12 protein-coding genes and 1 pseudogene are annotated in these 11,829 nt (G+C 63.7%); 7 read left to right on the plus strand and 6 right to left on the minus strand.

Annotation, left to right across the window (positions count from 1 at the left end; all coding sequences use genetic code 11):
• The first annotated feature begins 109 nt into the window (after positions 1 to 109).
• The 3 genes from ACSMXN_RS23090 (at position 110) to ACSMXN_RS23100 (ending at position 2,876) form a co-directional block, all read left to right on the plus strand.
• On the plus strand, positions 110 to 1,459 hold the full coding sequence (locus tag ACSMXN_RS23090) for an MFS transporter (RefSeq protein WP_022915063.1): 1,350 nt from the start codon (positions 110 to 112) through the stop codon (positions 1,457 to 1,459).
• Positions 1,460 to 1,508: 49 nt separating this feature from the next.
• A complete protein-coding gene (gene ligD / locus ACSMXN_RS23095) occupies positions 1,509 to 2,495 on the plus strand; it encodes a non-homologous end-joining DNA ligase (protein ID WP_022915064.1) in 987 nt (328 codons plus the stop codon).
• Positions 2,496 to 2,585: 90 nt separating this feature from the next.
• Complete coding sequence (locus ACSMXN_RS23100) at positions 2,586 to 2,876, plus strand: hypothetical protein (RefSeq protein WP_155958516.1); 291 nt, start codon at positions 2,586 to 2,588, stop codon at positions 2,874 to 2,876.
• Here ACSMXN_RS23100 and ACSMXN_RS23105 read toward each other — a convergent pair.
• Positions 2,873 to 3,226, minus strand: a complete 354-nt coding sequence (locus ACSMXN_RS23105; protein WP_027139877.1) for an MmcQ/YjbR family DNA-binding protein — start codon at positions 3,224 to 3,226, stop codon at positions 2,873 to 2,875. The genes ACSMXN_RS23100 and ACSMXN_RS23105 overlap by 4 nt on opposite strands.
• A 112-nt stretch (positions 3,227 to 3,338) precedes the next feature.
• Between ACSMXN_RS23105 and ACSMXN_RS23110 the strand changes: the two genes are divergently transcribed.
• From ACSMXN_RS23110 to ACSMXN_RS23125, 4 genes are all read left to right on the plus strand, one after another.
• Positions 3,339 to 4,607: a M48 family metallopeptidase gene (locus ACSMXN_RS23110; RefSeq protein WP_196811418.1), complete on the plus strand. Its 1,269-nt coding sequence runs from the start codon at positions 3,339 to 3,341 to the stop codon at positions 4,605 to 4,607.
• Between the two features lie 124 nt (positions 4,608 to 4,731).
• Positions 4,732 to 5,190: a DinB family protein gene (locus ACSMXN_RS23115; protein WP_051149031.1), complete on the plus strand. Its 459-nt coding sequence runs from the start codon at positions 4,732 to 4,734 to the stop codon at positions 5,188 to 5,190.
• Between the two features lie 79 nt (positions 5,191 to 5,269).
• Positions 5,270 to 5,830 (plus strand): SigE family RNA polymerase sigma factor, encoded by a 561-nt coding sequence (locus ACSMXN_RS23120; protein ID WP_022915069.1) that lies wholly within the window; start codon positions 5,270 to 5,272, stop codon positions 5,828 to 5,830.
• 2 nt (positions 5,831 to 5,832) lie between these two features.
• Positions 5,833 to 6,591, plus strand: a complete 759-nt coding sequence (locus ACSMXN_RS23125; RefSeq protein WP_155958517.1) for a hypothetical protein — start codon at positions 5,833 to 5,835, stop codon at positions 6,589 to 6,591.
• Positions 6,592 to 6,653: 62 nt separating this feature from the next.
• Here ACSMXN_RS23125 and ACSMXN_RS23130 read toward each other — a convergent pair.
• From ACSMXN_RS23130 to ACSMXN_RS23150, 5 genes and pseudogenes are all read right to left on the minus strand, one after another.
• Positions 6,654 to 6,935 (minus strand): annotated as a pseudogene (locus tag ACSMXN_RS23130) (muconolactone Delta-isomerase family protein); the annotation flags it as partial.
• An 82-nt stretch (positions 6,936 to 7,017) separates the two neighbouring features.
• Entirely contained in the window at positions 7,018 to 7,728 is a 711-nt protein-coding gene (locus ACSMXN_RS23135) for an SDR family oxidoreductase (protein ID WP_022915072.1), read from the minus strand.
• Between the two features lie 18 nt (positions 7,729 to 7,746).
• Positions 7,747 to 8,061, minus strand: coding sequence for a muconolactone Delta-isomerase family protein (locus ACSMXN_RS23140; RefSeq protein WP_022915073.1), 315 nt, complete (start codon positions 8,059 to 8,061; stop codon positions 7,747 to 7,749).
• A 138-nt stretch (positions 8,062 to 8,199) separates the two neighbouring features.
• Positions 8,200 to 10,572 (minus strand): S8 family serine peptidase, encoded by a 2,373-nt coding sequence (locus ACSMXN_RS23145; RefSeq protein ID WP_455407643.1) that lies wholly within the window; start codon positions 10,570 to 10,572, stop codon positions 8,200 to 8,202.
• Positions 10,573 to 10,610: 38 nt separating this feature from the next.
• Positions 10,611 to 11,603 (minus strand): protease inhibitor I9 family protein, encoded by a 993-nt coding sequence (locus ACSMXN_RS23150; protein WP_455407644.1) that lies wholly within the window; start codon positions 11,601 to 11,603, stop codon positions 10,611 to 10,613.
• Between the last annotated feature and the right edge of the window lie 226 nt (positions 11,604 to 11,829).

Consider the following 11,829-nt stretch of genomic DNA (forward strand, 5'->3'; position numbering starts at 1 on the left):
GTAATTGCCCACGTGACGGGTCAAAAGCGGCACCATCGTTGTTATAGTCCTGCGCTATGCAAGGACCGGATTGGCTGAGCGACGGCCCTAGCCGTTCAGCGCCGCCGATGTGACTGCCGAGGCGTCGCAGCACCCCGCTGGCATTGAGGGCGAGCCATTGCAGGCGGAGGAGGAATTCGCCGCGCTCGCGCCAGCGCCGCCGACGATAACGAGCCCGGCCCATCGACTAGGCGTCTTCGCGCATCGGGACTTTCGGCTCATCGTCGTGGGCAATACGGTCTCCCAGCTCGGGTTCTGGGCACAGTACGTAGCGGTTGGCTGGGTCGCGACCTCGGTCACGGACTCGAAGTTTTTGATCACCCTGGCCTTCTCGGCACAATTCTGGCCGACGCTGATCTTCTCCCCACTGGCCGGGCTGTTGGCTGATCGACAGGACCGTCGCCGTCTGGTCATGTACGGCAACCTGGCAATGGTCGTCCCGCCGTTCGTTATCGGCCTGTTGATCGAAACCGGGCACATCACCTATTTGGCACTCTTGCTGCTGGTATTCGTCGGCGGCATCGGTCAGGCATTCACCCAGCCGGCGACCGTCGCGTTCATTCCGGCCCTGGTACCGGCGGATCGGGTGCCGGCGGCCATCGCGGTCAACTCCGGCCTGACGCAATCCACCCGAATCGTCGGACCAGCATTGGCCGGCGCGGTGATCGGCGCCTGGGGCGTCGCCTGGGGCTTCAATATCAACGCGATCAGCTTTCTCGGCGTGACCCTGGCATGCATGCTCGTTCGAGCACGAAGCGTGCCGCGAGCACATGTGGCGGGAAACAATCTGGCTGAGCTGAAGGCAGGTATCGCCTATGCCCGCCGCAATCGAGCGGTCGGGCGCCTGATTCTGCTGACGTGCGTGGTAAGCCTGCTGCTGATGCAGGGCGCGTTGATGCCCATCTTCGCCAAAGAGGTCCTGCACGGTGATGTCTCGACCTACGGCCTGCTGTCCTCAGCACCTGGAATCGGCGCCGTCTTCGGGGCATTGGCGTTTCGTTGGATTCAAACCGGCAGACCACAGCGCGCTGCCCTCGTCGTGGGTGGTTTCGGAATCGGTCTCGCCTTGGTCGTGGTTGGGCTCTCTCGCAGCGTACCGCTGACGGTGGCCGCGCTAGGGCTTTTCGGCGGCTGCTACTTCGCCGTCTCCACGACCTCGATGACGGTGCTCATCACGGTGAGCGAGGATGCGTTCCGGGGACGTGTCATCAGCCTGTTCATGATGGCGACGGCCGGCTTGACCCCGGTGAGCTCGATCATCGCCGGAGGCCTCGCCTCGATCTTGGGCGCGCCGCTGACGGTCGGGCTGTGCGGCGCCGCCGTTCTGGTCACCTTGATGGCGTTCTGTCTGACCCACGGTCCCAGCGTCATCAGGCAAGGCACTGAGAGCCACGCCGCGGAGATAATCGCGACGGCTTGAGTCAGGCCGCCCGGCCCGCGATGTCGTCTGACGGGTGCACGATAGTCGGATGAGTACCGACGATGTGCGCGACGGGGTAACTCTGACCAACCTCGACCAAGAACTGTTCGACGGTGCGGGTGCGACCAAACGAGATCTCGTCGACTACCTCGATGCGATCTCCGACCGGATGATTCCTGAGCTGAGTGACCGGCCGCTCTCGGTGGTGCGGGTTCTGCGTGGCCAGGCGCCGTTCATGCAAAAGAACCTCCCGAAATACACGCCGGACTGGGTGCGCACGGCACGCATGTGGGCAGATCGATCGAAGCGTGAGGTGTCCTACGCGCTGTGCAACGATCGCAAGACGTTGCTCTGGTTCGCCAACCAGCGCGCGGTGGAATACCACCCGACGCTGTTCCGCATCGACGAGCCAGAACGCCCGACACATCTCGTGCTCGACATCGATCCACCCGAGGGCGCCGCCTTCGGACTCGCCGTACGCGCCGCCCAGCTGGTTCGGCAGTCGCTCGCCGATGCCGGGTTGTCAGGGGCAGTGAAGACCAGTGGCGCAAAGGGCTTACACGTTTTCATTCCAATCCGCTCGGCCGGGCCTGAGGAGGCGGCTGCGGCTACCCGCGCCATCGCCGCACGGGCCGAGCGGCTCGATCCCGCCATCACCACCACGGCATTCGTCCGCGAAGATCGTGGCGGAAAGGTCTTTCTGGACTCGACAAGAGCAGGCGGTGGCACCGTCGTCTCCACCTACAGCCCGCGGCTGCGGCCAGGCTTGCCGGTGTCGTATCCGGTGGGCTGGGAACAACTCGACAGCACCACCCCCGCGGACTTCAACCTGCTAAACGCGGTCGGCTTGCTGTCGGGACGCAATCTGTGGGCCGATCAGATGCCCGAGCCTCAGCTCCTCGGCGCAGACTTGATCGAAGAGGGCCGGGGCATACCGATCGCACGGGTTCAGGCTATGCACGAAGGCAAACGCCGGGCACGGGCTCGTCGCGAGAGCGTGTCTCAATCAGATAGCGCAGCGGACGAGGCCAGATAGGCCGGCCATACGGACGTCTCGCCCTGGCCAAGCGATCCTTGGCGACCCCGGCCGGCCCCGCTACGCTTCGACAAAGCGATGGGAGATCCCGTGACTGATGAGCTGACACCCGCGTATGAGCCAACGCCGTCCGATCGTCGCTACGCGCGCTCCCGTCTCGGCGGCCTCGACCTGCCGCTTGTCCCCGGAAGGCCGGGTACGGAGCTCACGCTACCGATTCCGGTCGCGACGAACCTGGAGTTCGCGAAAGTTTGCCCGGAAGCCATTCTCGACACCGATCCGCAAGGCCAAGGCCTTGGAGTGTGGGTTCTCGTCGACACCGGAATCGACGAAGACGGCGATGAATACTGCGCGTACGAGTACGCCGGCGGCATCGCCTAGCGCTGGCCCGCTCCGCTGATGCGCATCTGCCAGGCGTCGCTCACGAGCTCTTCCAGCCGGGCGACATCGACCTCTGCCAGGCGTACCATCACGAGTGGCAGACCCTCATAGCCTGGCGAGGTGAAGAACACCCCGGGCTCTCCGAGCAGCAGCGCTTGCTTCTCCGCCTCGTCTCCGACGAACAGCACAGCGATGTCAGTCCGGATGAGCCGGCCCCGGCCAGGTCGCCGTTCGGGGTAGGACCAAACGAATCCCTTACCCGCCACCCGAAAGTCGAACCCCTCGCTTTCGATCTCTACTACGTCAGGAAGGGCGAGTGCTAGCCGTCGCACATCGTCGGCGTCAGCCACCGGAGCCACCAGGTCGTCGCGCGCTCATACGCCCAGGCTAAGCGACCAGCGTCACCGGATGCACGCTTGGCTAAGGGAGATCGCGCAGGATGCATACGCTACGGTTCGTCGCGTGGACAGCGAGAACGGGGAAGCCTGCCCGAACTGCGAAACAACATTGACGGTCCCCGCTCGCGGCTCAGGTTGGTGCCCGCAGTGCGAGTGGGGACTACAGGACTTCACTCCTCCCACGAGAGCCGTCGAGTGGCCCATCGGTGGACGGCTACGTCGTCGTTTTGACCAGCTCAGCCACAAGACGGCGTTCGACTTGAACGCCACACTCTTTGCCGAGCAGACGTCGCGGCGGGCCGCGCGTCCAGGGTGGACCGTAGCCCGGGCCACCCTATTGACGGTTTCCACAGCGTTGCTCCTCGGCACAGTCGCCCTCGTATTGGTCGGCCTGAAACTGCTGTTTACCTTCCCGGTACTGACGTTCGTGCTCGGGATTTTCATGCTCCTCATTGGTTTCGAGGTCCGCCCTCGCGTGCCGAAGATCAAAAACTTCTACGCAACAGTGGAGCGGACTGAGGCACCAACGCTGTTTCGAATCCTGGACCAGGTCGCCGCCGAGGTGGGCAATAAGCCCGTGAACACGCTAGGTGTCGACCAGTACTTCAATGCTTCCTGTGGCCGATCGGGCCTCCGGCGAAAGAGAGTCCTGATTCTCGGCCTGCCTCTGTGGGGCGCGCTGAGTGGTCAGGCTCGGATCGCGCTGTTAGGTCACGAATTCGGACACCTGGTCAACGGCGACCCCGAACAAGCGCTGCTTACCCAACCTGCCTTGACGACGTTCGGAAGGATCGCCGATATCACGTACCCTAATCACCGTTTCACCGGTGGCGCCATTGAGTGGATCGCAGAGGGCTTGGTGCGCATCCTTCTAGTCCCCATCTACGCGGTCAGTCTCGCCTCGCGCTACGTCATGTGCTGGATCGGCATGCGGGATTCGCAGCGATCGGAATACCTCGCCGATGACGTCGCGCTGAGACTGGCCGGGACTGAGGGAGCGCGCGACCTGAGTGACACGTTGCTCTACTTGGACGGGGTACGACCCGGAGTGAGTCGAGCGGCTGCGAAGGCATCGGATCCCCGAGAGTGGCACGCGGCCGCGGCGGCGATCATCGCAGAACGGACCAACCACCGAGCCATCTGGGAACAGAAATCGATTCGCGAGGAGGCGTCGCTGTGGGAAAGCCATCCCCCGGCGGGGTTTCGGTCGCGGGTGACCCGCAGCGGCCCATCGGCCAGCGGCAGCCTGAGGATCGACAGCGAGACGTGGCTCCGAGCGGACGCCGAGCTTGCCAACCTCTACCGTCGGGTCGCCAGGGCCCTGAACAGGTAGGCCGACGGCTGTATCTGCGATACTTCTCCGCGTGGATCAGCAGGCCGTCAGCTCAGCCTCCGAAGAAGACGGCACGATAAGAGATACCCGGGTCGGGCCGCCCGTTGTTGGCAGCGAACGCGAGATGACTCGGGCCTTTCTCGACTACCACCGAGCCACTCTGGCGATGAAGTGCGTCGGATTGTCCGATGAGCAGCTGCGTCGCCGCTCGATGCCGCCGTCGACGCTGACGCTACTAGGGGTACTGCGGCACATGGCCGAGGTCGAACGTACGTGGTTCCGTCGGGTCATCAACGGCGAAGATATACCTCTGATCTGGTCGGAGCGCGGCGATGTGCAAGCGGCATTCGACACGACTGACGCTGACTCTGCCGGGGCGTTCGAAGCTTGGAACCGTGAGGTTGCCCATGCCCGCCGCATCGAGCAGGCGGCACCGTCTCTGGAGATAACCGGCTACTTCGCAAAGTGGGACGAGGAAGTCTCTCTGCGGCTGGTGATGTTGCACATGATTCATGAGTACGCCCGACACAACGGACACGCCGATTTCCTGCGCGAAGGCATAGACGGGGTCGTGGGCGCCTAAGTCGGAGGGCCGCCGCGCTGATCTGAAACTGGTCGGCATTCGGACTCAACGGAATGGACGACCAGTTCGTTGAATAGACATGGACGTTTCAGAGGGCGACCCTTCGGACGACCCTGATGGGTTACCCGAATTCGTCGACTTCGTTGCGGCACGACAACGCGGGCTACTCCGGTTCGCGATGGTGCTGACCGGCGATCGCGAACTCTCTGAGGACATCTGCGCGGATGTTCTGGTCAGGGTCTTCGAACGGTGGGAACGGCTTCGGTCCACCGATCATCTAAATGCCTACGTCCAGCGGATGATTGTCAACGACTTCATTTCGTGGCGGCGACGGATGCGGTTGGCGCGCTCCTACTCCCAGCGACAGGGCCCCATTTCCGTTGTCGAGGATCACGCGGCCTCGTACGCAAGTCGTCAGGAGATGATCGGGCGTTTGGCCAGCCTGCCCCGGCGTCAACGTGCAGCGATCGTTCTGCGTTTCTACGCAGGGCTATCCGACGATGAGATCGCCACGACACTTTCCTGCCGGCCCAGCACCGCTCGCAGCCACATCTCGCGGGGGCTCGAGCGTTTACGACTCGATCCATCCACCGGCGCGGACCCTTCAACAAACAAACGGAACCGGCCTAAGGAGGCATGATCGTGAACGAGCAAGACCTGCATGATGCGTTTTCCCTCCTCGAGGCACAAGCGCCATCCGATATTCGTGAGCTGGACCCCAAGCTGGCAATCCTCTCGGTACCGGAGGCGGCGGAGGTCCGCCTCCGTGCGCGAGCGGATCGCTCCCGAAGACTCATCTCGATTCTGGCGAGCACGGCATTGCTGGTCGCAGTCGTCGGCGGTGTTGGCCTGACGCTGGTGAGGTCACACGGCGCTGACAATTCGCGAGCTGCCACGGGACCCGCCGGCGAACGCATCGCTATCAAACCGGTGTTGAAATCGCCGGCGCAGTTTCGTCCGCTGGTCAAGGAACCTCAGTCGTGTCCTGCCGCCTCGGCGCCGAGCGGCACCGCGCTCGCCAATCCTGGGCGGCCTGTGCAGCTCAGGGACGCGACGGGCACGACCTGCTACCTGCTGGGGCCAGCGATCGCTACGATCACCGCTCTCGAGCGCGTCATCCTTCATCCCGCGGTCCCGTCCGGACCAGATGAGCACGAAGGCAGCGTGGAAATCAATTTGCTTGCGCCCCAGCAACAGCAAATGTCGGCGTACGCCGCGCAGCACAACGCATCCCTGGTAGGGCATCGGCAACCGCTGCCGGGCGACAGCATCGCGCTGGTGTTCCAGGGCGAGGTTCTGTACAGCGCTACCGTTCAGAGCCAAATCCAGGGGCCGCTGGTAGTCACTGGCGGAAACGCCGACCTGGCCAACCGAGTCTTCACCGTCCTTTCTGGACACTGACCCGGACGGGCTGCCCGTGCAACCAAAGGACCGAGCCAGCTGGGTTAGCTTGTGGCAAGTGCCGGGTCGTTGGGGTGCGGCGACAGCGGTGTGACCTCGTCCGTGCGCCACACGCGAAGCGGCATCGAGACAAGGACGTCTTCCAGCTCTCGCTCGTTGTCGGCTGCAAAGAGTCCGAGCGAGCGCCATTCGCCTGGCTGCAGCGGGGGACGCCACAGCCGCAGTAGATGTCCCTGCGCCGCAAGTTCGCGCGAATGAGCGGCCTCTCGGGCGCGCATTTCGGCTACCGCTTCGTCCGACGTCCCCGCCGGGACGTGGGTGGTCATCGTGACGAGATACTCCATGCTGCGAACCTCCTTGAGGAGTTGCTTTGCTATGCCACGGGTCAGCGTTAGCTACGGGTGAGCGTCAGCCACGACTGTGGCGTTAGTGCCCGGCCGCACGACCGCCGTCGATGTGCAGCGTCTCACCAGTGACGAAGGTGGCGCGTTCGAGATAGAGAATTGCATCGACGACATCGCTGATTTCGCCAAGCCGGCCAAGCGGGTAAAGCTCGGCCATACCGTCGTAGGACGCGGCATCGTGGGCAGGCGTTTTGATGACCCCCGGCGCGACGGCGTTGACTCGCACGCCATGTGAAGCATATTCGGTAGCCAGCGATCGGGTGACCGCATCCAGTCCGCCTTTGGACAGCGAAGCGAGGGCGGCGGGGTGCTTGCTGTCCGCATGGTCAACAAGGCTGGTGGTGACATTGACGATGTGGCCGCCGCCCTGGCTCAGCATCTGCGCTATGACTCGCTGGGTTATGTGAAAGAACCCGGTCAGGTTGACGGCGAGGATGGCGGCGAAGTCATCGGCGGTGTATTCCGCGAAGGGTTTGCCGATGTAGACACCCGCGTTGTTGATCAGACTGTCGATCCGTCCAAATCGATCAAGCGCCTGTTCGACCACGCGCCGCGCAGTCTCTGCCTCAGCTATGTCGCCCTGGACCGTGACGAAATCTCGCTCGTCGCGAAGCGGGATCGAGCGCGAGGTGCCGACCACGGCGTAACCCGCGCGACGGAACCCGACTACCACGCCAGCGCCGATAGCCTGCGAGGCACCGGTAACGATCGCGACTCTCTGAGCCTCCGACATCGACAGATCAGCCTTGGCTCAGCCGGTCGAGTGGGTCGCGGCGGGGTCGTTGGGGTGTGGCTGCAGCGCGGTGACGGTGACGTGCATCCAGTCGTATAGCGGTAACGCAACGAGCAGTTCATCGAGCTGCGCTTCGCTGTCGGCACGGTACAAGCCGAGGATCTTTGTCTCGTCAGGCGTGCCAGGAAGCCGCCAGACCCGAACCAGATGACCGGCGTCGACCAGCCCAGCGGCGGCGACCGCCTCGGCCTTCTCACGGTCATCGACCTCAGACGTCGACGTGCCGTCCGGCACATCGATCTCGAACTCGACCAGGAATTCCATGGCGTCCATATTTCCGCCGTGAACCGCAACCCGCAATGCTCTTAACTGCTACCCGGCCTACTTAGCCCGCACGACCAACGAGTCGACCCCGGCTAGGACCGCAGCTGGCGGCCTAGCCGGGGCGAAGCGAAGCTGGCCGGGGCGAACCTAGCCGATCGTGTACTGGTACGGCAGAACGCTGATCACTTCACCTGTGGTGACCTGAGGAAGCGCAGTCGGACCGGTCGGCAGGGTAGACGGCGTTACCAGGTTCAGATGCCCGGCTACGACGCTGCCCTTCTTACCCTGCGGTGTAATGACCACCTGGATCGCTCCAACCTGACCGGGGTTGATCAGTATCGGGGTGCCGAAGCCATCCGAGGTGGCGTCGACGGAGATCCGGAACGGGTCGTCCGTCGATGACGTCACCGCAGGGTCGAAACCTGCGGTTCGCATGGATGCTGTGATCGTCGTCTGTCCAGCCGGCGGTCCGTCATCGGTGTACGGGCCGAGCTCGCTCACATTGGTGAACCACAGCCCCTTGCTGATGAAGCCGTCCGTTTCTCGAACGGTCGCCACCGAAACGGTGCTTCCGGCCTTGGCGGCCTGGAGATCACCGAAGACATCGAATCCGGCTCCTGCGCCGTTCTGGATCTCGACCTGAGCAGGCAGCGTGCTGCTGGCGGCAGCCGTGAAGCTCGAGGTGTCCGGCGGAATGATGTACTGCGGAGCATTCGACGTATCCGGCAACGGGAATGTCAGCGCCCCGCCGATCGGAACCGGCTGAATCGTGGACACCTTGTTCAGCCGAGGATCGGCACCGACCGCAATCGGTTGTACGCCGGTGTTACGTATCAGCACCGTCGCCGTCACCGCCTTGCCCGCCTTGAGAACCTTGTTGGCAGAGTTCGGCAAGCCACTACTCTGTGTCTGAACGCCATTGAAGGTGACCGCGCCGTGGAAGGCCTGCGCGAGCTCAGCACCGCTAACCGGGTTCTGAACGACCACGACGAGATGCCAACGACCGGGCAGTGGGTTCGCGTCGAAGAGCTGGGCATTCAGACCTGGTGTGAGGTCTCCGGTCGCATCGAACGTCAGGTTGCTGCCGACGTCTGCCAGCTCTCCGTTCGGATCGATGAGGACGACGTCCACGAAGTTGTTCGGATCATTGGCCAGAGTGAGGGATACCGCCAGATCGTGCTTGTTGTTACCCACATCGAAGGCGTAGCTCAACTGCTGCGCCGGCGAAACGGCACGAGCGTTTCCGCCCGTGATCACGCCGGAATATGCGCCACCGGACTTGGTGTCGATCAACGCTCGAAGGATCGCGCTGACTGCGGTCTGGTGACCGTCCGAACTGGCGAACGTGACTGCGTAGTCGGTGTCGCCACTATCGGCCGGCAGTCGGAACGAGGCCGTGACCTTCTTGCTCTGTCCGGGAGCAAGTGTGAACGTTGCCGGGCTCACCGAACCAACGGGAGTGCTGCGCTGCGCTTCGGTGCGCAGCAGTACCGGAGTCGCGTGATACCCGGTAGGCCCGGCGATCGAGTACAGGACCGCAGTCCACTTGCCGGCCACGGGATTGCGGACATCGACGTTGGCGTAGTTCGGCGTGGCGGTACCGCCTTGCGGACGGCTGTTGGCAACGAGCCTTCCCGAAGGATCGAGCAGGGTGAGCCTGATGATGTCGTTGGGACCGGTGCCCTGGAAGGCCATTCGGGCGAACAGCCGCTGCGTTGCGGCCGGGACGTTGAAAGTGACCTGCTTCTGCGCCCAGGTTTGCCCGTTGTAGTAAACGAAGGTCGGCAACGTCCGCGAATCGAACGGCACGGTCTGGTTGACCGCGGCGACCGTGGTGTAACCGCGGGTTCCGGCTGCCACCGTCAATGGCTTGGTGCCGACGTTGGTCACGGTCACCTTGCCGGACTGGTTCGTACCCGGCTTGCCGGTCAACGTGAGTTGGTCATCGTCGGTGACCAGGTTTGACTTGACGCCGGCTTGGACTGCACCGCCGCCCGGCCAGGTCAGCGCCGCCTCGGTCGCCGCACGGGCATCGAGCAGGCCCGCGCCTTGTTCGTCCGCTGGCATGCCGAGGTCGTGGGCGGTGCCGGTGATGATCTGCTTCACCACGGCCGGAGTTGGCGACGCGCCACCGTGCTTGGACCGGTAGGCGTCGATTACCAGCGCCGACACACCAGCAGTCAACGGAGCGGATTCGCTTGTTCCGCCGAAGGATTGCAGATCAGTGGGTTGGGGAACGGATTTGAAGTCACGGCAGCCGGTGTAGGCGGGCGCACAAACTGCCCAGTTGCCTTCGCCAGGTGCTGCGAGGTCCACCGTTCGACCGAACTGGGTTATGCCGGACGAGGAGAGCGCCGAGATGTTGTCGCTCGCCCAGGTTCCGTTGGCGAAGTTTGCTGCCGCATATTTCGTTTGCGCGTACAGGCGATTGTCTGTTGTGGCCGCCACCTGGATCACATTCGGGTCGGGCGGGGAGCCGATGGTGTTGGTGATGCCGGCATCGCCGGATGAAACCGTCACGGTGACGCCAGCGGCCACTGCCGCGTCGTTGAACAGCGTCAGGGCGTTGCGAGTGCTCTGGTCGGGGTAGTGTTCAGGCCGAAGGATTCGTTGAGGACATCTACATGATCTGTGCCCACCGCGTAGTCGATGGCTTGCAGAATCGATGAGTTGCTGGCGAACACCAGTCCGACCAGGCTCGCGCCTGGCGCAACGCCGACCACACGAATGTTGCAACCGGCCGGCAACGGGTAGGCCTGATTGACGAATTTCGAGAGATCGTGAACGACGGTCCCCTGCGCTGCGATCGACGAGGCGTCACCGAATGCCTCGCGACCGTCGGAAATTGCGCTCGGGCCATCGCCGGAGAAATCCTGGTAATCGACAAACACATGGCTGCCGTCAGGCCGGATGAAGTCAGGGCTGTTCGGGTCCATGCTGTCGGCGATGAAGGCAACCTTTACGCCCGCGCCCGTCGCCAGCTGCTGGGCGTTCGGACTTCCATCAGACGTAAGCGCTCGAATTGATTGCAAGGCCTCGGGTTCGACGAGGGGCTTGCTGGGATCGCTCGGACAGATCGCGTTGGGGCCGTCCGCGCTCACCGCTGGTGCCGGCGCGGTGGGCTTCGCAGTTGTCGACGTCGAGGCAGCGGGCGCCGGGAGCTCGACGGTGCGGTCGGGCACCACCGATGCGACATTCGGGTCCTGCGCGAGCGCGACCGCCTGGCTCGGCGTGACCGTTGCCGAGAAGGCGTTGCCGAGCGAGAAGTGCTTGATGTGCGTCGGCGCCGTCCCGCTCAGCCGTTTCAGCACCGCATCCTGAGCACCAGTCGCCTTCGACCGACGGGCAGACATGTCGTGCTTGTTCGCGGGCGTACTTGCCAGCTGGTCGCGAAGCACGACGATGACGTTCTGTGGTGCGGTCGCTGCTGCCGCTGGGGTTGCGCTCGGCGCCGCGTTCGCGCCTGGAAGGCCGCCAAGCCCGGCTGCCGAGAGCACAGTCGCTCCCGCCGCGGCCAGCATGATGAAGATCGATCGCCGGGTATGACGCATCGGCTGTTCTCCCTACGCACTCTCGCGGCCGCTTTAGGTACCGCTTCGACGTTTCCGGGCGAACTATGCCCCATATCACATTTGATTCACAAGATATCCGGCGAAATCGGTCCGTAAGTCGTTCAAATGGGGCCATCTCGGTTGAATTGCTCGTCCGAGCTCGCTTTTCCCTTGCCCGAGCTCGGAGCGAAGAGGTAGGCGGTCGCGTGCGACGAAATTCGACGTT

Source organism: Parajatrophihabitans canadensis, from assembly GCF_053764775.1.